At 66.7% G+C, this 21,766-nt stretch carries 17 protein-coding genes; 9 read left to right on the forward strand and 8 right to left on the reverse strand.

The annotated features are described in order from the left end of the window. Window positions 1-73: 73 nt before the first annotated feature. Window positions 74-502, reverse strand: a complete 429-nt coding sequence (locus AC1D0A_RS07925) for an OsmC family protein (protein ID WP_026266249.1) — start codon at window positions 500-502, stop codon at window positions 74-76. 134 nt (window positions 503-636) lie between these two features. Here AC1D0A_RS07925 and AC1D0A_RS07930 point away from each other — a divergent pair, with 134 nt between their 5' ends. Next, on the forward strand, window positions 637-1,020 hold the full coding sequence (locus AC1D0A_RS07930) for a VOC family protein (protein WP_476945524.1): 384 nt from the start codon (window positions 637-639) through the stop codon (window positions 1,018-1,020). Between the two features lie 83 nt (window positions 1,021-1,103). Here AC1D0A_RS07930 and AC1D0A_RS07935 read toward each other — a convergent pair whose 3' ends face one another. From AC1D0A_RS07935 to AC1D0A_RS07950, 4 genes are all read right to left on the reverse strand, one after another. Continuing rightward, window positions 1,104-1,454 (reverse strand): hypothetical protein, encoded by a 351-nt coding sequence (locus tag AC1D0A_RS07935; protein WP_028276422.1) that lies wholly within the window; start codon window positions 1,452-1,454, stop codon window positions 1,104-1,106. Window positions 1,455-1,604: 150 nt separating this feature from the next. Continuing rightward, window positions 1,605-3,368 carry a 2-oxoglutarate dehydrogenase, E2 component, dihydrolipoamide succinyltransferase gene (gene sucB, locus AC1D0A_RS07940; protein WP_476945525.1) on the reverse strand — a complete coding sequence of 588 codons (1,764 nt, stop codon included), beginning with the start codon at window positions 3,366-3,368 and terminating at the stop codon, window positions 1,605-1,607. A 126-nt stretch (window positions 3,369-3,494) separates the two neighbouring features. Then, window positions 3,495-4,880, reverse strand: a complete 1,386-nt coding sequence (gene lpdA / locus AC1D0A_RS07945; protein ID WP_476945526.1) for a dihydrolipoyl dehydrogenase — start codon at window positions 4,878-4,880, stop codon at window positions 3,495-3,497. Window positions 4,881-5,147: 267 nt separating this feature from the next. After that, window positions 5,148-6,674 (reverse strand): leucyl aminopeptidase, encoded by a 1,527-nt coding sequence (locus AC1D0A_RS07950; RefSeq protein WP_476945527.1) that lies wholly within the window; start codon window positions 6,672-6,674, stop codon window positions 5,148-5,150. Between the two features lie 375 nt (window positions 6,675-7,049). On the opposite strand from AC1D0A_RS07950, the gene AC1D0A_RS07955 reads away from it, so the two are divergent. The 4 genes from AC1D0A_RS07955 to AC1D0A_RS07970 all read left to right on the forward strand — a co-directional run bounded on the left by AC1D0A_RS07955 (window position 7,050) and on the right by AC1D0A_RS07970 (window position 12,702). Then, the gene (locus tag AC1D0A_RS07955; RefSeq protein WP_079553781.1) at window positions 7,050-7,988 is read left to right on the forward strand and encodes a proteasome assembly chaperone family protein; all 939 of its coding nucleotides are present in this window, start codon (window positions 7,050-7,052) and stop codon (window positions 7,986-7,988) included. A gap of 34 nt (window positions 7,989-8,022) precedes the next feature. Further along, window positions 8,023-9,354, forward strand: coding sequence for an MFS transporter (locus tag AC1D0A_RS07960; protein WP_476945528.1), 1,332 nt, complete (start codon window positions 8,023-8,025; stop codon window positions 9,352-9,354). Between the two features lie 185 nt (window positions 9,355-9,539). Continuing rightward, a complete protein-coding gene (locus AC1D0A_RS07965; protein ID WP_476945529.1) occupies window positions 9,540-11,090 on the forward strand; it encodes a DUF4192 family protein in 1,551 nt (516 codons plus the stop codon). Window positions 11,091-11,373: 283 nt separating this feature from the next. Next, on the forward strand, window positions 11,374-12,702 hold the full coding sequence (locus AC1D0A_RS07970) for an RNA polymerase sigma factor (RefSeq protein ID WP_028276426.1): 1,329 nt from the start codon (window positions 11,374-11,376) through the stop codon (window positions 12,700-12,702). 272 nt (window positions 12,703-12,974) lie between these two features. Here the strand turns inward: AC1D0A_RS07970 and AC1D0A_RS07975 are convergent, their stop codons facing one another. After that, the gene (locus AC1D0A_RS07975; protein WP_026266251.1) at window positions 12,975-13,196 is read right to left on the reverse strand and encodes a DUF7455 domain-containing protein; all 222 of its coding nucleotides are present in this window, start codon (window positions 13,194-13,196) and stop codon (window positions 12,975-12,977) included. A gap of 250 nt (window positions 13,197-13,446) precedes the next feature. On the opposite strand from AC1D0A_RS07975, the gene AC1D0A_RS07980 reads away from it, so the two are divergent. Both AC1D0A_RS07980 and AC1D0A_RS07985 read left to right on the forward strand, forming a co-directional pair. Further along, a complete protein-coding gene (locus tag AC1D0A_RS07980; protein ID WP_476945530.1) occupies window positions 13,447-15,555 on the forward strand; it encodes a DNA gyrase/topoisomerase IV subunit B in 2,109 nt (702 codons plus the stop codon). A gap of 169 nt (window positions 15,556-15,724) precedes the next feature. Then, window positions 15,725-17,251: a M20/M25/M40 family metallo-hydrolase gene (locus AC1D0A_RS07985; RefSeq protein WP_476945531.1), complete on the forward strand. Its 1,527-nt coding sequence runs from the start codon at window positions 15,725-15,727 to the stop codon at window positions 17,249-17,251. A 102-nt stretch (window positions 17,252-17,353) separates the two neighbouring features. Here AC1D0A_RS07985 and AC1D0A_RS07990 read toward each other — a convergent pair whose 3' ends face one another. Both AC1D0A_RS07990 and AC1D0A_RS07995 read right to left on the reverse strand, forming a co-directional pair. Then, entirely contained in the window at window positions 17,354-18,343 is a 990-nt protein-coding gene (locus AC1D0A_RS07990) for a M56 family metallopeptidase (RefSeq protein ID WP_476945532.1), read from the reverse strand. Between the two features lie 6 nt (window positions 18,344-18,349). Continuing rightward, the gene (locus AC1D0A_RS07995) at window positions 18,350-18,736 is read right to left on the reverse strand and encodes a BlaI/MecI/CopY family transcriptional regulator (RefSeq protein ID WP_018772400.1); all 387 of its coding nucleotides are present in this window, start codon (window positions 18,734-18,736) and stop codon (window positions 18,350-18,352) included. A gap of 320 nt (window positions 18,737-19,056) precedes the next feature. Between AC1D0A_RS07995 and AC1D0A_RS08000 the strand changes: the two genes are divergently transcribed. Both AC1D0A_RS08000 and cydB read left to right on the forward strand, forming a co-directional pair. Beyond that, on the forward strand, window positions 19,057-20,652 hold the full coding sequence (locus AC1D0A_RS08000) for a cytochrome ubiquinol oxidase subunit I (protein WP_243179398.1): 1,596 nt from the start codon (window positions 19,057-19,059) through the stop codon (window positions 20,650-20,652). Between the two features lie 62 nt (window positions 20,653-20,714). Next, window positions 20,715-21,764: a cytochrome d ubiquinol oxidase subunit II gene (gene cydB, locus AC1D0A_RS08005; protein ID WP_223917101.1), complete on the forward strand. Its 1,050-nt coding sequence runs from the start codon at window positions 20,715-20,717 to the stop codon at window positions 21,762-21,764. The last annotated feature ends 2 nt before the right edge of the window (window positions 21,765-21,766 follow it).

Here is a 21,766-nt window from a genome sequence, read left to right on the forward strand (position 1 = left end):
CAGGACAGACGGCAAGGCCCCCGCCACCCTGGATATCCCAGGGCGGCGGGGGCCTCGTCGTACTGCGGCCGGGCTAGGAGGCCAGGGTGGCGTCCAGGGTGATTTCGATGCCGGTCAGGGCAGCGGAGACGGGGCAGCCGGTCTTGGCTTCCTCGGCCAGCCGCTGGAAATCGTCGGCGGAAATGCCCGGGACGCGCGCGGCCAGGGTGAGGTGGCTGCCGGTGATCCCGGTACCCGGCTGGAACGTCACGTCAGCCTTGGTGTTGATCTCCTCGGCCGTGTGGCCGGCCTGGGCCAGGGCGTTGCTGAACGCCATCGAGAAGCACGCGGAGTGCGCTGCCGCAATGAGCTCCTCGGGGCTGGTCTTGCCCTCGGCGGCCTCGGCGCGCGCCTTCCAGGTGACGTCGAAGTTGCCCAGCCCGGAGCTGTCCAGGGTGGTGTTGCCGGCGCCTGTCATCAGGTCGCCATTCCATACAGTGTGTGCGGTGCGTGTTGTAGCCATGTCCACTCCTCGACGTCGTTGTGAATCAGGGGTCCGGCTGGTGCCGGAGCCTGCCGTGATCAATCCTAGGGATTCTGTGCGGCCGCCGCACGGGGGTTCCGCTGTCAGAGGATTGTGACCCGTACAGTGTCGTCATGGAACTTACCGAAGATGCGCAGGTGCCAGGGGCGCCCGTGGCGCGTATTGCCACGATCATGGTCAACGCCGTCGATGCCGGGCGCCTGGCGCAGTTCTGGGCCGACTTGTTGGGTACGGCCGTCTCCTCGCGCTTCGAGCAGTTCGTCTGGCTGGAGCCCGCCGGCCCAGGGGCCCCGCAGCTGGCCTTCCAGCAGGTCCAGGACCCCACGGAGGGCAGGCGGCGCCTGCACCTGGACATCCATGGGCCCGACCCTGCGGCGTTGCGCGCCCGCGCCGAGTCCGTCGGTGCCGGGTTCGTGGAGGGCAATGGTATCGGCGACTTCCACTGGGATGTGATGCAGGATCCCGAGGGCAACGAATTCTGCATCGCCGGCGACTGACGGCTTAACGGTGGCAGTTAAACAACGACGGCGCCACACCCCCGCGGGGGAGCGGCGCCGTCATGGCGGGTGCAGTCAGCCGGTTACTGCCACAGGGTCGCGATCGCAACGTTGAGCAGTGCCAGGCCGCCAACGCTGTTCGCAAGGCCCTTGCTGATCGGCTCGCCCTTCTTGTACTTGCGGCGGCCAATGAAGGCCAGGACGCCGACGATCAGGGCGATGACAAGCTTGACGCCGAGCTTGGCGTAGTTGGCGTTCATGTCCAGGACCGGGATCAGCCCCATCATGATGATGCCCGTGATCAGCTGCAGCATCGCGCCGTCGAACTGGCGCGGGTGGACGGTGGGCTTCTTCATCTGGCCAATCCAGATGCCGACAATCATGGCGGCGCCGATGATGTGCAGGAAGACCATGACGTTATAGACGATGTTCATGGCATCAGTGTAGCCAGAGTCTTCTACGCACCGTAGTAGGACCCGCCGCGGCCCCGGGGAGGAACAGCAAAAACGGCGACGGCGGCACGGGCGCCCGGGGGTTTCCCACCGGMGCCCGCACCGCCGTCGCCGTCGGTGTGCTTTTGGACCCTAGAGTCCGAGGTCGGCCTCGAAGGCGCCTTCCTCAAGGCGTGCCTTCAGCGTCTGCAGGAAGCGTCCTGCGTCGGCGCCGTCGACCAGGCGGTGATCGTACGTCAGGGAGAGGTACATCATCGAACGGATGGCCAGCGAGTCATCGCCGTTCTCGTCGGCGACCACTACGGCCCGCTTGACGATCGCGCCGGTGCCGAGGATGGCAACCTGCGGCTGGTTGATGATCGGGGTGTCGAACAGGGCGCCCACCGAACCGATGTTGGTGATGCTGAAGGTGCCGCCGGAGAGCTCGTCCGGGCCGATCTTGCCGTTGCGGGTGCGGTCGGCGACGTCGGCAATCTTGCCGGCCAGGCCGGCCAGGTTCAGGTTGCCGGCGTCCGAGATGACCGGAACCAGCAGTCCCTTGTCGGTGTCCACCGCAATCGCCAGGTGCTCGGCGTTGTGGTAGGTGATCTCCTGCTTGTCCTCGTCGTAGGAGGCGTTGACCTTCGGGTGCTGCTTCAGGGCCTCGGCAACAGCCTTGGCGATGAAGGGCAGGAAGGTCAGCTTGGAGCCGTTCTGGGCCTGGAAGGAGTTCTTGGCCTTGGCGCGCAGCTTGGCAACCTTGGTCATGTCGACCTCGTGGACCTGGGTCAGCTGGGTGGAGATGTCCAGCGACTCGCGCATGCGGCGGGCAATGACCTGGCGGATGCGCGGGGCCTTCTGCACGGTGCCGCGCAGCGAGGACGCAGCACTTGAAGTCGGCACAGTGGTCGAGGCGGCTGCCGGCGCAGACGCGGCGGGGGCTGCAGCCGGTGCTGCCTTTGCCTCGGCAGCTGCCAGCACATCCTGCTTGCGGATGCGGCCGCCGACGCCGGTGCCGGTGAGGGCCGCGATGTCGACGCCCTGCTGGTTGGCCAGCTTGCGGACCAGGGGAGTGACGTAGCCGGACTCTGCCGGTGCGGCAGCTGCTGCCGCAGGCGCGGGAGCTGCCGGGGCGGCGGGCGCTGACGGAGCGGCCGCTGCGGGAGCTTCCTGCTTGGGAGCCTCCGGTGCTGCTGCCGGGGCGGGGGCGGCCGGCGCTTCCTGCTTGGGAGCTTCCGGTGCTGCATCCTGCTTGGGGGCCGCAGCGGGCGCCGGTGCTGCCGGTGCCGCGGCGCCGGAACCGATGACGGCCAGAACGGAGCCGACCTCGGCCGTCTCGTCCTCGTTGACGCGGATTTCCAGGAGGGTTCCGGCAACCGGGGACGGGATTTCGGTGTCGACCTTGTCGGTGGAAACCTCGAGCAGCGGCTCGTCGACCTCTACGGTGTCGCCGATGCTCTTCAGCCAGCGGGTCACAGTGCCTTCGGTGACGCTTTCACCCAGGGCAGGCAGCGTGACGTCGTGTCCTTCACCTGCCGGAGCAGATTCCGGAGCGGCGGCAGGGGCCTCGGCGGCCGGAGCCTCCGCGGGAGCCTCTTCTGCGGCCGGCGCCGCTGCGGCGGGAGCCGGTGCCTCTTCGGCGGCTGCGGCCGGAGCCTCTGCCGCAGCCGGGGCGGCGTCGCCGGAGCCGATGCGGACCAGCGGGGCGCCAACTTCAGCGGTCTCGTCCTCGGCGACGAGGATTTCCTCGATCACGCCGGCGATCGGAGAGGGGATCTCGGTGTCTACTTTGTCGGTGGAGACTTCGAGCAGCGGCTCGTCCACCTCTACCCGGTCACCGACCTGCTTGAGCCAGCGGGTGACGGTTCCTTCGGTGACGCTCTCACCGAGGGCGGGCAAGTTAACGGATTCAGACATGTCGTCCCCGTTCTCCTTATTGATCTTTAGTGCGGATGATTGCTGCCTTGGTCGAGCTTAGTGCACCCGGTTTTTCGGGCCGGGTGCACCAAGCTCTGAGTTCATGCGGTGGTGCGGGCGGAGCTGCTAGCCGTGGAGGGGCTTGCCCGCCAGCGCCAGATGCGCCTCGCCCAGGGATTCGTTCTGGGTGGGGTGGGCGTGGACCAGCTGGGCCACGTCCTCCGGGTAGGCTTCCCAGTTCACGATCAGCTGTGCTTCACCGATCTGCTCGCCCATGCGGGCGCCGATCATGTGGACGCCGACGACGGGGCCGTCCTTCTGGCGGACCAGCTTGACCAGGCCGGACGTGCCCAGGATGGAGCTCTTGCCGTTGCCGGCCAGGTTGTATTCCTGGGTCTGGATCTGGTCCTCGCCGAACTTCTCCTTGGCGGCCTTCTCGCTGTAGCCGACGGTGGCGATCTCGGGTTCGGAGTAGGTGACCTTGGGGATGTTGACGTCCTCGACGATGACCGGCTTCAGGCCGGCGATCTCTTCGGCGACGAAGATGCCCTGCTGGTAGCCGCGGTGCGCGAGCTGCACGCCGGGGACGATGTCGCCGACGGCGAAGATGTTGCCGACGCCGGTGTGGAGGCGCTCGTTGGTGATGACGAAGCCGCGGTCGATCGTGATCCCGGCCTCTTCGTAGCCGAGGTTCGCCGTGACGGGGCCGCGGCCGACGGCGACGAGCAGGAGGTCGGCCTCGAAGGTCTTGCCGTCCACGAGGGTGACCTTGACGCCGTCGTCGTTCTGCTCGACGCCCTGGAAGAAGACACCGGTGGAGAACTTGATGCCGCGCTTCTTGAAGGCGCGCTCGAAAGCCTTGACGATCGTGGCGTCCTCGTTCGGAACCAGCGACGGGAGGCCTTCGACGATCGTGACGTCGACGCCGAACGACTTCCAGACCGAAGCGAACTCGACGCCGATCACGCCGCCGCCCAGGATGATCGCGCTCTTGGGGATGTAATCCATGGTCAGGGCTTCGTCGGAGGTGATGACCTTGCCGCCGATTTCCAGGCCCGGCAGGGTGCGGGAGTACGAGCCGGTCGCGAGGACAATGTTCCTGCCCTTGTACGCGGTGCCGTTCACGACGACGGTGTCGGTGCCCTGAAGCTTGCCCTCACCCTCAATGACGGTGATGCCCTTCTTGCCCTTGATCAGACCCTGCAGGCCCTTGAACTTGCCGGCAATGATGCCGTCCTTGTAAGCGTTGACAGCGGTGATGTCGATGCTGTCAAGGGTCACGTTGACGCCGTACTTGGCCGAGTCGCGGGCGTGGTCCGCCAGCTCTGCCGAGTGCAGCAGGGCCTTGGTGGGGATACAGCCGTTGTGCAGGCAGGTACCGCCGAGCTTGCCCTTTTCGATGAGGCCGACGGTGAGGCCAAGCTGGACAGCACGCAGTGCGGTGGCGTAGCCGCCGCTGCCGCCGCCGAGTACCAGGATGTCGAATTCTTGCGCAGTTGCCTGATCGGCCACTAAAACGCTCCCTCGCGTGAACGATGACACGAGAGTACGCATCATCTGGTCTTGGAACCTGTCTGCTGTGATTGTGCCAGCCGGCCGGTTCCCTTTCATTTGTGACTACTACATTGGGGTCTGCTTCTGGGAAACAAGGTTTACCTTAGCGAACCACTAATACATGCTCCACCTTGCCATGGCGTTTGTGGAGCGCTTGTGTCCAGTGTCACGCGCCTTTGTGGCCGGGAAGGCATCGCCGCCCCGGCCACAAAGCCGCGATGCGCGCTAGACGGTCTTGGTGAGGATGTCCTCGACGTAGGCCACCAGGGTGCGGACGGTGCAACCCGTGCCCTGTTTGTGGTTGTAGCCGTAGGGGCTGCCGTTATTGAACGACGGGCCGGCGATGTCGATGTGCGCCCACGGGATCTGTTCCCCGTCCTTGCCCTTGCCGACGAACTCGCGCAGGAAGACGGCCGCCGTCATCATGCCGCCGTGGCGTTCGCCAATGTTGGCGATGTCGGCGACCTGGGAGTCGAGGCTGGCCCGGAGTTCTTCCGGCAGCGGCATGGGCCAGACGAGCTCGCCGGCCCGGTCCGCGGCGGTCTTGATGGCGCCGGTGAGGGAGTCGGAACCCATCACGCCGGCGGTGCGGTCGCCCAGGGCAATGAGCTGGGCACCGGTGAGGGTTGCGACGTCGATGATGGCGTCCGGGAATTCCTGGCTGGCGGCGACGATGCCATCGGCCATGACCAGGCGCCCCTCGGCGTCGGTGTTGAGGACCTCAACGGTCTTGCCGCCGAACATCGTCAGAACGTCTGCCGGGCGCTGTGCAGCGCCGGAGGGCATGTTCTCGGCGATGCAGAGCCACGCGGTCGCCTTGACGGGCAGCCCGAGGCCCGCGAGGGCCAGGACGGTGTTGAGGACGACGGCGGCACCCGCCATGTCGGACTTCATGTCGCCCATGCCCAGGGCCGGCTTGATGGAGATGCCGCCCGTGTCAAAGGTGATGCCCTTGCCCACGAGGGCGATCTTGGCCGTGGCCTTCGCCGGGGCGTATTCGACCTTTACGAGGCGCGGCTGCCGGGTGGAGCCCTTGCCGACGCCGAGGATGCCGCCGAAGCCCTCCTTCTCAAGACGCTTCTCGTCCCAGACGGTCACCTTCACCGGCAGGCCCTTGGACAGTTCCTTGGCGGCGTCGGCGAAGGACTCGGGGTAGAGGTGGCTCGGCGGCTGGTTGACCAGCGTGCGGGTCGCGTTCACGGCCGTGCCGATCAGGGATGCCCGGTTCAGGACCGGCGCCAGCGCCTTGTCCGTGGCGAAGTCGGTGCGGATGATGACGTTCTTCACCGGGTCCTTGAGCCCGTCCTTGGAGGACCGGAACTCCGTGTAGGAGTAGGCGCCCATCGCGGCGCCCTCGGCGACCGCCGCAACCTCGGCCAGGGTGGTCGTGGGCAGGGCCAGGGTGACGGTGGCGACGCCGGCCAGCTGGCGGACGGCCGAGCCGGCGGCACGGCGCAGTGCCTCCTCGGAGAGCGGCTTCGTGGCGGAAAGCTTGCCGACGCCGGCGAGCAGCAGGATGGTCGCCCCCGCCTCGGGCAGGCCGGGCAGCCGGTGAGCCTGGTCCGCCGCGCCGGTGATGCCAAGAACGCTCAGTGATTCCGCCAGGGCCTCCGCGGCCTTGGCCGTCAGCGGATTGTCGAGCAGAACGGGGCCGTCAGGACCCTGTCCGACGCCGATGACGAGGGCATCGCTGGGGGACTTCTTCAAATCCCCTGCGACTGCACTAAGTTTGACTTCACTATTCTTGACCACGAGGACAGTCCTCAATTCTCTGTGATGGTTCTCGGTGATATTCGGCAGGAACTGCATGTTTGGCGTCCTGCCACGGATCCCGGGGCGCCGTCGGTTTGGGACGCAACCCGGTGTCTGCAAAACAGGCCCTAGGGCCATCACCGATCGTAGTCTCTCGACCGTGCGGAAATTCAATCGAATGAGAGCTGGAGCACACCCCGGGCAGGAATTAGCCCGGGTGCCGGGGCGTTGTATTGGTAGAGACGCTGCGGAGCGATGAGTGCTCCATGGGACTGGCCGGCAGGATGCGCCTGACTGGCCGTTCCGCCAGGCACCGCCCGAATGGCGGACTGCGCCCCGCTTCTCCCACCGCCGCCATCGTGAAAGGAACACGCCGTGATTGAACGGATTTCCGGCTCTTTGCTGGATCCCCAGTCGCTCTATATCCGTGATGACGCGCTGTTCTCCAGCACCGAACTGCGCGGACTCAACCTCGTCATGGGGTTCACCGGCTTCGCCGACGCGGGCCACGTGGTCCGGCAGATCACCGCAGAACTGCTGGACACGCTCGATGCCGAGATGATCGCCGAGTTCGACGCCGACCAGCTGATCGACTACCGGTCCCGGCGCCCGCAGGTCAGCTTCGTCGAGGACCACCTGCAGGACTACCAGGCACCGAGCCTGGCGCTCTACCGGCTGGTCGACGGACTGGGCAGCCCGTTCCTGCTCCTTGCCGGGTTCGAGCCGGACCTGCAATGGGAGCGCTTCGCGCGCGCCGTCGTCGGTCTCGTCGAAGAGCTCGACGTCAACCTCGTCACCTGGATCCATTCGATCCCGATGCCCGTTCCCCACACCCGGCCGGTCGGTGTGACCGTGCACGGCAACCGGCCGGAGCTGATCGAGGGAATCTCTGTCTGGAAGCCCACAGTGGAGGTGCCGGCCGCGGTGGGCCACATCCTGGAGCTGCGGCTGACGGAGGCCGGCCGGAACATCGCCGGCTATGTGATCCATGTGCCGCACTACCTGGCCGAAGCCGAATACCCCACAGCCGCCGTCGCCGGGCTCGAGTACCTGGGCGCGGCAACGTCGCTCATGCTGCCGACCGACCGTCTGCGCGAGGCGGGACGCGAGGTGGGCCGGCAGATTGCCGAGCAGATCGAGGCATCCGAGGAGGTCCAGCAGGTGGTCTCACGGCTGGAGACCCGGTACGACGAAAAGGCCGAGGGGACGGTCCGGAGATCGCTGCTGGCAGACGAGAACGACCAGCTGCCCAACGCCGACGCTCTTGGTGCCGCCGTCGAGGCGTACCTGGCCCGTAAAGAACCCGGCGAATAAATACTATTTATCCTGAGCCGGGCATAATGGGGGAGTGACCTCTCCCCGCGCCTGGCTGATCTGGATCGTCGGGATCTTCGCCTATCTCGTGGCGGTCAGCCAACGGACCTCCTTCGGGGTGGTCGGCCTGGAGGCAACGGAACGCTTCCATGCCAGTGCCGCGGAGATCTCCTTCTTCACCGTGCTGCAGCTGCTGGTTTATGCGGCGCTGCAGATTCCTGTGGGCATTCTGGTGGACCGGTTTGGCTCCCGCGCGATGCTCGCGGGCGGCGGTGTCCTGATGGGACTCGGCCAGCTTCAGCTGGCGTTTGCCGACAACATTCCCGGCGGAGTCCTGGGACGTGTGCTGGTGGGCGCCGGTGACGCCATGACGTTTATTTCCGTCATCCGGCTCATCCCGCTCTGGTTTGCCCCGGGGCGCGTCCCGCTCCTGACGCAGTTGACCGGCATGTCCGGCCAGCTCGGCCAGCTCTTCAGCGTGGTGCCGTTCGCCATGATCCTGCACTCCGCGGGGTGGACTCCCGCCTTCCTGACGCTCGCCGCGATGTCCGGCCTCGCCGTCGTGCTGGTGCTGATCCTGCTCCAGGACCTTCCGCCCGGGCACTCCGCACCGGCACAGTCCCAGGGGCTGCGCGCCACCGGCATTTCGCTGGGACACGCCTGGCGGCAACCCGGGACCCGGCTCGGGCTGTGGAGCCACTTCACCGTCCAGTTCAGCGGCACCGTTTTTGCCATGACGTGGGGCTACCCTTTCCTGATTTCCGCCGAGGGACTGGACCGCGGCACGGTCTCGGCCCTCATGGCGCTGTACGTCGCCGGCGCCATCGCCGCCGGACCCCTGATGGGCCGATTCGTTGCCCGGCATCCGCTGCGGCGCTCCACTATGGTGCTGCTCATTTCCGGATGCACCGCTGCCGCCTGGGCGGCGGTTCTGCTGGTGCCGGGACGCGCGCCGCTCTGGCTCCTGGCTGCGCTGGTGGTGACCCTCGCCGTCGGCGGCCCCGGTTCCATGATCGGCTTCGATTTCGCCCGGACCTTCAACCCGGCCCACCGGCTCGGCACCGCCACCGGGATCGTCAACGTGGGCGGCTTCATCGCAGCGCTCGTGTCCATTTACCTGATCGGGCTGGTGCTCGACGTCCTGCATGCCTCTGGGTTCTCGAAGGGGGAGCTCTACGGCCTGGATCCGTTCCGCGTGGCCCTGAGCGTGCAGTTCCTGCTGCTGGCCGGGGGAGCAGGAGCCATCATGGTGACCCGGCGGAAGGTCCGGCGCCAGATGGCGGCCCAGGGAGTCATGGTTCCGCCGCTGCTCAAGTCCCTGGCCGAGCAGCGCAGGCTGGTCGCGGAGCGCCGCCGCACGCCCTGAACCAGCTGTTTGGGCGGTATGGGCTGGTCTGCCGGCGATTGTCATCAGGCGTTCGTGCCTTTGTGCGTCCAGTCACTGTTGCTTATCCACGGATGGCTATCCCCGGTCGTCTATCCACCGTCGTTTATCCACATAGCGCAACCCGGTACTGTCGCCGGGGACGCGGCCGCCGCGAAGCTGGGCTTATGACAGCTCCCGATCACCTGAGAATCACCGGCCCCGAAGACATCCTGGGCTTCATCCCGCACTCCCTCGGCTACTGGCCGGAAAACAGCCTCGTGGCCATGACCTTGCAGGGCAAACGTCTCGGAGCCACCTTGCGGGTCGACCTCCCCGTGCCCGGAGGCGGCTCAGGCCGGAAGGACATGCTGGCCGGTTTCGCCCGAAATGTCGTGGCCTATCTGCAGGCGGACGACGCGGCCGACGGTTCGCTGCTGGCCTTCTTCACTGACGCCGACTCCGACGCCGACGCCGACACGGAGACGGACAGCGCCGGCGACGGCCATGCGTGGGCGGACCTGCTCAAAGAACTCGAGCTTGCCCTTGAGGCAGCCGGATTGCCGTTGAGGGATGCCTGGATTATCGGTACTGAGTTCTGGCGCAACGCACACTGCAGCGATCCGGACTGCTGTGGGATGCCCGGCCGTCCGGTCGAGCAGATCAGGAACAGCAGGCTCAACGCCGAGATGGTCTACCGCGGCAGCAGCGTCGGCGCGGTCCCCGGCACCCAGGGGACCAGCCCGGCGCCGCTGCCGGTGGACCCCGCGGTGAGCCTTGCCGAGTGCGGCTGGGCGGAGCAATTCTCCCCGCGACGGCGGGACCGGGCCCAATTCGACCAGGTCCTCGATGTCTGGATGATGGCCATGCAGGCCGCCATTGGCCAGGAGCCCCTTCCGGTCCCCACCCCGGGTGACGTGGCTAGGGGTGCCGTCCCCGACGCCGGGACCGACGCCGGGACCACCGGCTCCGGGACGCCCGACGCCGGGACCGACGCCGGGACCACCGGCTCCGGGACGCCCGACGCCGGGACCGACGCCGGGACCACCGGCTCCGGGGCGCCCGATCCCTGGACTATTGGCCGGCCGCTTCAGCTCTCACCGGAACTCGCCGGCTACCTGCGGGCCAGTCTGTGCATTCCGTCATGGCGGGATGCGGTCCTGGTGATGGCGGCCGCCGGACGGTCCGCGGCCGAACGCGGCGCCGAGGACTTCGGTATCTTCGACCCAAACCCCGGGTCCGCCGCTTTCCCCGATAACACGCCCGCCTCAAGGCCCCGACCGACGCCCAGCCCCCTGCCGGGTCCAATGTCCGGCCGCACTTCCCGGTCCAGGACCGCTCCGCGGATGCCCCTGCCGGTGGCACCCGGCAGCGGCGGGTCCGCCGCCGGCGCCGTGCCTGCAGCCGGAGCTGTTCCCGGTTACGGAGAAGTCCTGCTCGGACTGGCGCCGTCGGTTCCGGACTGGACCCTGATGGTCGGGCTCGAGCGGGTCCTGGAACGGCTCGGCCCCCTTGGTGACGGGGAAGCAACGGCAGCCGCCGTGACGGCGCGGGGCTGGATCGAATGGTGCCGTGGCCGCGGCTCCTACGCCGACGCGCTCTACCGTCAGGCCTTGCAGGGCCACCCGGGATACAGGCTCGCGGAACTGCTGGCAGAGCTTGGCCGGCGCGGCACCCTTTGCGGCTGGGCTGCCAGGCGGGAGGCGGCCTGGCAGAAGTTTGCCCCGGACGCGGCATGAGGTCCTGACGCGGCGTGCGAGCCGCCGCGATATCGTCGACCCGGCGTCGCGAAAGGCACCCGGCCTGAAAACCGTGAGACAATGGTTGCCGAGACCCGGTTGGGTCCGTGTATCAAGTGCCCTAAATGATCCTTGGAAACAGGGAACATTAAGGCCGCGCCAGCAGTTCTACTAAGTGGCTCTGCTGGTCGTGGTTGCACCTGATGTTGAACACGGACTTGACAGGGTCATAGTGGTGTTGCCCGTATGGTGATTCCGCAGACCGCAGCTAGAAAGGTTTTCAGTGACCCCGTCTTCCGCGAAGAAGGAACCCGCCGACCAGGCCGAATTGTCCCCTGAGGAGAAGAAGGCGGCGACCAACGCCAAGCGCGCCGCCACGCGCGCAGCCAACAAGGCTGTCAAGGACGCCGCTTCCGCAGAGGGTGGCGACACCGTCGCCAAGCCTGAGCCCAAGAAGCGCGGGCCCAAGCCCGGCGCGAAAGCCGCGGCAGAAGCCGCCGGCAACTCTGCCAGTACGTCTGACGATGACGTCGACGCCGAAGAGGATCTCGACGACATCACGCCCGACGCCGCCGAGCTCGGCGACGAAGTAGAAGGCGAGGAAGTCGCCGGCAAGGCCGCGGCCACCACCGGCTCCGGCTTCGTCTACTCCGACGCCGACGACGACGACGCTCCGGTGCAGCAGGTTATGTCTGCCGGCGCCACCGCCGACCCCGTCAAGGACTACCTGAAGCAGATCGGCAAGGTCGCCCTGCTGAATGCCGAACAGGAAGTAGACCTGGCCCTGCGGATCGAGGCCGGTCTCTTCGCTGAAGAAAAGATCGCCGCCGACGACGGCACTATGGACCCGAAACTCAAGCGCGAGCTCGAATTCGTCATCCACGACGGCAAACGGGCCAAGAACCACCTGCTGGAGGCCAACCTCCGCCTCGTCGTCTCGCTGGCCAAGCGCTACACCGGCCGCGGCATGCTGTTCCTGGACCTGATCCAGGAAGGCAACCTGGGCCTGATCCGTGCGGTCGAGAAATTCGACTACACCAAGGGCTTCAAGTTCTCCACCTACGCCACCTGGTGGATCCGCCAGGCGATCACCCGCGCCATGGCCGACCAGGCCCGCACCATCCGCATCCCGGTGCACATGGTGGAAGTCATCAACAAGCTGGCCCGCGTCCAGCGCCAGATGCTGCAGGACCTCGGCCGCGAACCCACCCCGGAGGAACTGGCCCTCGAACTCGACATGACCCCGGAAAAGGTCGTGGAGGTCCAGAAGTACGGCCGCGAGCCCATCTCGCTGCACACCCCCCTTGGCGAGGACGGCGACTCCGAATTCGGCGACCTCATCGAGGACTCCGAAGCCGTGGTTCCCGCGGATGCCGTGAGCTTCACCCTGCTGCAGGAACAGCTGCACTCGGTGCTGGACACCCTCTCCGAGCGCGAAGCCGGCGTGGTAGCAATGCGCTTCGGCCTTACCGACGGCCAGCCGAAGACTTTAGACGAAATCGGCAAGGTCTACGGTGTGACGCGTGAGCGCATCCGCCAGATCGAATCCAAGACCATGTCCAAGCTGCGGCACCCGTCGCGCTCACAGGTCCTGCGCGACTACCTGGACTAAGCGCCACTGGTCGCAGACCGGGTAAAGGTTCCCAGCAATGCGGGGTCGCTTCCCGCCCATCCTCACCGGAGGAACGGGCCGGAAGGGACCCCGCATTGCTTTTTGCCGCTGCGGCGGGGTGCACGGCACCTAAGCGAACCGGCACCTGACGAACCAGCACTTAACGAATCAGCACTTAACGAATCAGGGCCCCTCCGGTATGGAGGGGCCCTGATGCAGTGGTCTCAGGTCGCCGGGAACCCTGTAGGGTGCCGGGCTGAAGCCGGTGCGGTCTAGTCGACCGGAACCGGAGCCTTCTGGTGAAGGCGGTCAGTCTCATCATGCCAGTCTGAACTGAGCGGCTTGAGGGTCGGTTCTACGGCGCGTGCGTGGTGGCCGCAGAAAAGAAGCTCACCGCCGGAGGCACCGAGAACAACTCGGACATATGCCTGTGCTCCGCAACGATCGCACCGGTCTGCGGCGGTCAGTGTGCGGTCCGCAACTGCTGTTGTCATGTTCGGCCTCCTTAGTAGATCGGTATACCTATATAACCAGCATTCGTGGCCAAACCATGGCACGGATGGCCTACTTTCGCTGTCCGCGTATCACGTCTCAGTAACGGCGGGTGGCCGGAGTGCCCCCGCGGGGAGTGGCAGACCATCGATCACCCGGAGTCCGACTAACCTAGGAAGAGCGTCAAATTCTGTGACTGCCGCCTGCGCACGCTGCGGTGGCTGTCCCGATCCTGTAAGGAGTTCACGACCCGTGGCACCCAGTTCTGATTACACCGCCCGGCACCTCTCCGTGCTGGAGGGCCTCGAGGCCGTCCGTAAGCGCCCGGGCATGTACATCGGCTCCACGGACTCCCGCGGCCTCATGCACTGCCTCTGGGAAATCATCGACAACTCCGTCGACGAGGCCCTCGCCGGCTTCGGCCACGACATCAAGATCATCCTCCACGCGGACAACTCGGTCGAGATCCACGACGACGGCCGCGGCATCCCCGTGGACGTCGAACCGAAAACCGGGCTGACCGGCGTCGAGGTCGTCTTCACCAAACTGCACGCCGGCGGAAAGTTCGGCGGCGGCTCCTACACCGCTTCCGGCGGCCTGCACGGCGTGGGCGCCTCGGTGGTCAACGCGCTCTCGGCCCGCCTCGACGTCGAAGTGGACCGCGGCGGCAAGACATACAAGATGTCCTTCCGCCGGGGGGAACCGGGCCGGTTCAAGGATCCGGGCACCAAGCCGGACCCCGCGACTCTCTTCGAACCCTTCATCGACGGCTCTGTGCTCGATGTCGTGGGCAAGGCCAAGCGCGGCGTGACCGGAACCCGGATCCGCTACTGGGCGGACCGGCAGATCTTCACGCCCGACGCCAAATTCTCCTACGATGACCTCGCCGCGCGTGCGCGCCAGACCTCGTTCCTGGTCCCCGGGCTGAAGCTCACGGTCCGGGATGAACGCAGGATTGCCGGCACGCCCGGAGAATCGGGCCCGCATGAAGAGGTTTTCCACCACGACGGCGGCATCTCCGAATTTGTCGACTTCCTCGCCGCCGACCCCGCCGTCACGGATATCTGGCGTCTCCATGGTGCCGGGAAATTCAAGGAAACCGTCCCCGTCCTCGACGAAAAGGGCCACAGCCAGCTCGCGGAGGTCGAACGCGACTGTGAGGTCGACGTCGCGCTGCGCTGGGGGATCGGCTACGACAGCACGGTCCGGACCTTCGTCAACATCATTTCCACGCCCAAGGGCGGCACCCACCAGTCCGGCTTCGAGCAGGCCCTGCTCAAGACCTTCCGGAAGGCCGTGGAGACCAATGCCCGCAAGCTCAAGGCCGGCACCGACAAGATCGAAAAGGACGACATCTTCGCCGGCCTGACCGCGGTCCTGACCGTCCGGCTGGCCGAACCGCAGTTCGAGGGCCAGACCAAGGAAATCCTGGGCACCTCCGCCGTCCGGGCGATCGTGGCCAAGGTGGTGGAACAGGAGATCACCGCGAAGCTGACCTCCGCCAACCGCAACGACAAGGCCCAGTCCGCGCTGCTGCTGGAAAAGATCGTCAGCGAGATGAAGTCCCGCATCTCGGCGCGGGTCCACAAGGAAACCCAGCGCCGCAAGAATGCGCTGGAAACCTCCTCCATGCCCACCAAGCTCGCCGACTGCCGCACCGACGACGTCGGACGCTCCGAACTGTTCATCGTCGAAGGCGACTCCGCACTCGGCACCGCCAAGCTGGCGCGGTCCTCCGACTTCCAGGCGCTCCTGCCGATCCGCGGCAAGATCCTCAACGTCCAGAAGGCCTCGGTGGGGGACATGCTCTCCAACGCCGAGTGCGCTGCTCTGATCCAGGTGGTGGGGGCCGGTTCCGGCCGCACGTTCGACATCAGCGCCGCCCGGTACGGCAAAGTGATCCTGATGACCGACGCCGACGTCGACGGTGCGCACATCCGGACCCTGCTCCTGACGCTCTTCTTCCGCTACATGCGTCCGATGATCGACGAGGGGCGCGTCTTCGCCGCCGTCCCGCCGCTGCACCGGGTGGAGGTCGTCAACGCCGGCCAGAAGGCCAACGAGATGATCTACACCTACTCCGAGGCTGAGCTCCATGTCCTGCTGGCGCGGCTCGCCAAGGACGGCAAGCGCTACAAGGAACCGATCCAGCGGTACAAGGGGCTGGGCGAAATGGATGCGGAGCAGCTGGCCGAAACCACCATGGACCCGCGGCACCGAACGCTCCGCAAGGTCGGGATCGAGAACGCCAAGCAGGCCGAAGAGACTTTCGACCTCCTCATGGGCTCGGACGTGGCGCCGCGCAAGGATTTCATCATTGCAGGCGCCGCCAACCTGGACCGGGAGCGCATCGACGCCTGACGTTCCGCCGGCGGGGACGGGGCCGGCGACGTAAATCTGTGCCGTCGCGGCTGCTTCGCCGGCGCCTGGTTCTCTCAACCTTTGCCCAAGGTGCTTCCGATAGCTTCATCTCACCCATGCGGGCAAGGACGCCCGGATCGGATTCCGCAGCCGAATCCAGGAGAACCCTATGAAGCAACGCCGGAATATCCGCCGTGCGGCCATCGCCGCCTCGATCGGACTGGCGGCCAGCCTTGCGCCGCCCGCACTCGCTGACAACGGAACAAACACGGCACCCCTGCGCGCTGCCGTGTCGGCAACAAACATCATGAAACACCTCGCCGCCCTCCAAGCCGTCGCGGACGCCAACGGTGGCACCCGGGCTGCCAGCACTCCGGGATACGAAGCCTCTGCCCAGTACATCGAGCGCAAGTTGTGGGCCGCCGGCTACACCCCGGTCCGCCAAACCTTCCCCTACGAGCGCTACGACACCGTCTCGGCGTCGATGGAGCGCCTCTCGCCCTCCCCGCGAACCTACGCCTATGACGCCCCGGACGGCTTCCTCGATATGAACTATTCCGGTTCCGGCAACGTCACGGCCCCGCTGAGCGCCGTCGACATCAACCTGGCCGGCGACCGGGCCTCCACCAGCGGCTGCGAGGCAGCCGACTTCGGCGGGTTCACGGCGGGCAACATCGCCCTGCTCCAGCGCGGCACCTGCACCTTCCGGGTCAAGGCGGACAACGCCGCCGCGGCCGGGGCGGCAGGCGTCATCATCTTCAACCAGGGCAATGCGGACCCGGCGGACGAGCGCTTTGCCCTCTTCGGCGGCACGCTGGATGCGCCTCAGGCAGGTATCCCGGTGGTCAGCACCAGCTTCGCCACCGGCGCCGATCTCGCCGGGCTGAACGGCGTGAGCATGCACCTCGCTGTGAACTCCACCGTCACCAAGCTGACCTCGTTCAATATCCTGGCCGACACCGGCGGACGCGCGGACCGCACCGTCCTGGTGGGGGCGCATCTGGATTCCGTGCCGGAAGGGCCGGGCATCAACGACAACGGCACCGGGACAGCCGCCATTCTCGAGACGGCGATCCAGCTGAAGAAGTCGGGCCAGACCCCCGTGAACAGGGTCCGCTTCGCCTTCTGGGGAGGGGAGGAGCCCGGACTTGTCGGCTCCGACTTCTACACATCCCAGCTGACGACGAGCCAGATCAGGGCCCACGCGGTCAACCTCAATTTCGACATGGTCGGCTCGCCGAACTTTGTGCGGTTCGTCTACGACGGCGACGGCTCCTCCTTCGGCACGAAGGGCCCCAATGGCTCCGGGCTCGTCGAGAAGGTCTTCCTGGACTACTTCAAGTCCCAGAACCTGCCTACTGCGCCGACCCAGTTCGACGGGCGCTCGGACTACTCCGGGTTCATCAACAACGGGATTCCGGCGGGTGGCCTGTTCACCGGCGCGGAAGACCTTAAGACGGCGGCGGAAGCGGCAGTGTTCGGCGGGATACCGAACGTGGCGCATGACGCCTGCTACCACCAGGCCTGCGACACCATCGCCAACGTCAACACCACTGTGCTGGAGCAAATGGCCGACGCGATCGCCCACTCGACACTGACCTTCGCCATGACCACCTCGGCGATCAATGGAACGTCCAAGGGCAACGGGTCCGGCAACGTCGACCTCCAATTCAAGGCCAGCAAGCTGCTGAAATAGCGGCGCTGATGGCTAACCTGGCCCGAAACCGGCCGCTCCGCCGCTGCTGTGGCGGGCGGTCCGGCGCCGGGGCCGGATGACAGGACTGGCAGGGAGCCGGACTTAGCCGAGCAGGCCAGGGACCAGCAGCAGGGCCGTCGGCACGGCCAGCAGCAGCACGCAGCAGGCCAGGACAGCGGCGCGCAGCGGTTCCGGCAGCGGCGGCTGCGGCGAGAGCAGGCGGCTGACGCGTGACGCCGTTGTACCCGCTGAGCCGCTGCCTCCGGTGGCGCCGGGCTGGCCGGGGTCGCCGTCGGCCACGCCGGGCTCGCCGAACGCCAGGCGCACCGCGGGGGTGGCCGGGGACCCGCTGGCCACAATGGCAATCGCCCTGATCAGGGTCGCCTTGCTCTCCGTCTTGAGCGCAACGTCGTCGGCCAGCATCTCGATCAGGGAGTTGACCGACTCCTGCGCCAGCCGGGTGGTGGGCAGCCAGGGCAGCGCCTGGCGCCACGCGGCGAAGGCCCACAGCAGGAGGTGGTGGCGCTGGCTCAGGTGGGCGTTCTCGTGAATCAGCACGGCACGCAACTCATCGGGCTCCAGGGCGGCCATGAGGCCGTCGGAGAGAACCGTCACGGACCGTGCGCCGCCGGGCAGGCAGTACGCCACAGGCGAGTCCACGTTCAGGACCATCGTCCCCGGGCCGTCGGAGGACGGCGACGCCAGGAGGTCCAGCAGCTCGCGGTGGCGGCGGCGCTGGCGCTGGATCTTGTAGTACGTCAGCAGCAGGGTAAATACCAGGTGCGCCGTCAGCAGGGCCGCTGCCGAGAGCGCAAAGATGTGCCAGAAGCCCAGTTCCGTGGTGGGGGCATTGTGGAAGACCATGCCAGCCAGCGCCCGCAGGCCCGAGAGCAGGTTGTCCCCGACCGGCTCGAGCCCGTAAACCAGCATGGCGCCGATCATGGACAGGCCGCCGGCCAGGGCGATCGCCTGCCACAACAGCATCGCCGTGAAGGGGGAGCGGGCCGGCCACTGGGCACGGGAGAGGAGGATAGGCACCGGCCACGCCAATGCTATCGCCAGGACCGCCAGAAAATATGAGGTCCAGAACATCGGGCGCTAGCTGCGGCCCAAAAGCTTGCGCAGGGTTTCTGCCTCGTTATCCGTGACGGAACCAATGAACCGGGCCAGGACGGCTTCGCGGTCCGGAGCGGAGCCGAGGACCTCGTGCATGAGTTCCGCGGTGTGGTCCGCACGGCTCGAGACGGCTTGGTAGCGGTGCGGGCGGGTGCCGCGTTCGCGTTCCACCAGGCCCTTCCGCTCAAGGCGCGAGAGTACGGTCAGCACCGTGGTGACCGCGAGGTCTTTGCCCACGTGTCCGGCGCTGCCGTCCTGGGGCTGGGTGCTTTGTGCGAGGAGGTCCCGCAGCGTATTGGCTGTCGCAGCTTCTTGGCCTGCCCAGAGCAGGTCCATCACTGCCCGTTCCAGTTCACCGAGACTTGCCATTGCGTACATCCTTCTATGCCTGCCGCGCCGGCGTCATGCTGGGAAACTGCTGGTGCCTGCCGGGGCGGTGTATGTGAATACTTCGTTTACAAATTTACCGCGTTTTGCGCGTTCTTTCTACATGAAGTAGAACACGGCCGCCCGGCGTGTCGCGCCGCCGGCCCCGGGGCGGCGGGACAGGGGCTTTTTTCCATTGCAGGCCGTGACGTGCCGTGGGAGTCTGAGTTACGGGGAAGCGGCGATGTGTTCTACACTCTGTAGAAGAATCATTTCTACGCCACGTAGAAGTTGCTCGGACCTAGCCAAAAGTAGGGACTGCCTTGGACGCCTTGGAAATCGCACGCTGGCAATTCGGAATCACCACGGTCTACCACTTCATGATGGTGCCGCTCACGATCGGCCTCGGGCTGGTGGTGGCTGTGATCCAGACGCTCTGGTACCGCACCGGCAAGCCCGAATATCTGCGTATGACCAAGTTCTGGGGCAAGCTCTTCCTGATCAACTTCATCATGGGCGTGGCCACCGGAATCGTGCAGGAGTTCCAGTTCGGTATGGCCTGGAGCGAGTACAGCCGCTTTGTCGGTGACGTTTTTGGCGCCCCGCTGGCCCTGGAAGCGTTGTTGGCGTTCTTCGTCGAGTCAACCTTCCTGGGCCTGTGGATCTTCGGCTGGAAACAGCTCAAGCCCGCCATCCACCTGGCCTGCCTCTGGATCGCCGTCATTGGCTCCGTCTTCTCGGCCTACTTCATCATCGTGGCCAACAGCTGGATGCAACACCCCGTCGGCGTCGAAATGGTCAACGGCCGCCCCGTCATGACCGACGCGTGGGCCGTCTTCACCAACAACACGGCCCTGGTCGCCGTGCCCCACACTCTCTTCGGTGCCCTCGCCGTCGCCGGCGGGTTCCTGCTCGGCATCGCCTGGTACCACCTGTGGCGCCGCCGCCACGACGGCATCGACACCATCGGGGCCGACGGCAAGGTGATCCCCGGCGAAGCCGCCGGCATCCTCGGCCGGGACCGCAGCGACCACACCGTCTGGATCCGCTCGCTGAGGATCGGCGCCGTCGTCGCCATGATTTCCTTCGCGGGCACCGCCGTCACCGGAGATCTGCAGGGCAAGCTCATGTTCGAGCAGCAGCCCATGAAGATGGCCGCCGCCGAGGCAGCCTGCCATGATGGCACCGGCTTCTCGGTCCTCAGCGTCGGCAACCTCGGCGCCAAGAACTGCGATGACATCGTGGCCGTGATCGAGGTCCCGGGCATCCTGTCCTTCCTGGCCAAGGGCGACTTCACCACGGAGGTCAAGGGCGTCAACAGCCTGCTGGGCGAGTACCAGGACAAGTACGGCACTACCCTGCCGGACAACCCCATCTACGGCGACCGCGCCGGACAGCAAATCCAGTACGTGCCCGTCATGGAAGTCACCTACTGGGGCTTCCGGATGATGATCGGCTTCGGCGGCGTGGCCGCCCTCGCCGCCCTTCTGGCGCTGTGGGCCACCCGCAAGGGAACCGTGCCGGCCTCCCGCGGCCTCATGCGCTTGGCGGTGTTCGGGATCCTCGCACCGTTTGGTGCCAACGCGGCGGGCTGGATCTTTACCGAGATGGGCCGCCAGCCGTTCGTCGTCGCCCCCAACCCGGACCCCAGCGGCATCGACCAGGTCTTCATGTTCACCGCCGCGGCTGTCTCACCGGGAGTCTCGGCCGGAGAGATCCTGACCTCCCTCGTGGTCCTGACCTCCATCTATGCTGTGCTGCTGGTGGTGGAGGTCAAGCTCCTGGTCAAGTACATCCGCGGCGGCGTGGCCTCGGCCATGCCGGAACTTGCCCACGCCCCCGTTGACGAAAACGAGGACAACACCCCCCGGGGCGGTCCCGGCAAACCCGACGACGACGTCCTGGCGTTCGCCTACTAGGCGCCCGCCCGGCACCCCACCACCCAGCAACCCACACGAAAAATACGCAGAGGATTCTCAGCATGGAACTGCTACCCACCATCTGGTTCGTTGCCATCGCGGTGCTGTGGACGGGCTATCTCTTCCTCGAGGGCTTCGACCTCGGCGTCGGCATGCTGATGAAGGGGTTCGCCCGGAACAACACCGAACGCCGCGTCCTGATCAACACGATCGGCCCGGTCTGGGACGGCAACGAGGTCTGGCTCCTGACCGCCGGCGGCGCCACCTTCGCGGCGTTCCCGCTCTGGTACGCCTCGCTTTTCTCCGCCCTGTACCTGCCACTCCTGCTGGTTCTCGTGGCGCTCATTTTCCGGGCGGTCGCCTTCGAATACCGCGGCAAGGTGGACAACCCCCGGTGGCGCGCCCGCTGGGACTGGGCCATCTCGGCAGGGTCGTTCGTCGCGGCCTTCGGCGTCGGCGCCGCACTGGCCCTGACCACCACGGGACTGCCGCTGAACGCCAACGGCGACCGCGAGGGCGGCCCCTTTGCCTGGTTCAGCGGTTACGCCGTGCTCGGCGGACTCGCCGTCGTCGGATTCTCCCTCCTGCACGGTCTCGGGTTCCTGGCGCTGAAGACCGACGGCGAGGTACGCCACCGGGCGCGGGCCTGGTTCGTCCGGCTGCTGCCTGTGCTGCTGCTGCCCATGGCCGGCTGGGCGGTGAGCCTCCAGCTCCTCAGCGGCGAGGCCTGGACCATCGCCGCCGTGGTCGCCGCCGTCGTCGCCGCGGTCCTGGCGTGGAATTTCGCCCGCAAGGGGGCCGAAGGCCGTGCCTTCATGTCGCTGGGTGCCTTCCTCCTGCTCGGCAGCGCCTCCATCTTCGGTGCCGCCTTCCCCGTGGTTCTTCCGTCCACGCTGGATCCCGCGTTCAATCTCACCGTCTCCAACGCCTCGTCCTCGGACTACACCCTGGGCCTGATGAGCATTGTGGCGTGCATCGGGCTGCCGCTGGTCCTGGCGTACCAGGCCTGGACGTACTGGGTGTTCCGGCGCCGGGTGAGCGCAGCGCATATCCCGGAGGCGCACAGCTTCCTTCCCGCGATCGCCGCCAAAGCGCTGGCACCGAAGGACTAACT

It is taken from the genome of Arthrobacter sp. P1_D4 (genome assembly GCF_056406115.1).

Bases quoted from the DNA above. Each gene is read 5' to 3' on its own strand.
- AC1D0A_RS07925 (WP_026266249.1), bottom strand. From the start codon at position 502: ATGGCTACAACACGCACCGCACACACTGTATGGAATGGCGACCTGATG.
- AC1D0A_RS07930 (WP_476945524.1), top strand. From the start codon at position 637: ATGGAACTTACCGAAGATGCGCAGGTGCCAGGGGCGCCCGTGGCGCGT.
- AC1D0A_RS07935 (WP_028276422.1), bottom strand. From the start codon at position 1,454: ATGAACATCGTCTATAACGTCATGGTCTTCCTGCACATCATCGGCGCC.
- sucB (WP_476945525.1), bottom strand. From the start codon at position 3,368: ATGTCTGAATCCGTTAACTTGCCCGCCCTCGGTGAGAGCGTCACCGAA.
- AC1D0A_RS07965 (WP_476945529.1), top strand. From the start codon at position 9,540: ATGACAGCTCCCGATCACCTGAGAATCACCGGCCCCGAAGACATCCTG.
- AC1D0A_RS07975 (WP_026266251.1), bottom strand. From the start codon at position 13,196: ATGACAACAGCAGTTGCGGACCGCACACTGACCGCCGCAGACCGGTGC.
- AC1D0A_RS07985 (WP_476945531.1), top strand. From the start codon at position 15,725: ATGAAGCAACGCCGGAATATCCGCCGTGCGGCCATCGCCGCCTCGATC.
- AC1D0A_RS07990 (WP_476945532.1), bottom strand. From the start codon at position 18,343: ATGTTCTGGACCTCATATTTTCTGGCGGTCCTGGCGATAGCATTGGCG.
- AC1D0A_RS07995 (WP_018772400.1), bottom strand. From the start codon at position 18,736: ATGGCAAGTCTCGGTGAACTGGAACGGGCAGTGATGGACCTGCTCTGG.
- cydB (WP_223917101.1), top strand. From the start codon at position 20,715: ATGGAACTGCTACCCACCATCTGGTTCGTTGCCATCGCGGTGCTGTGG.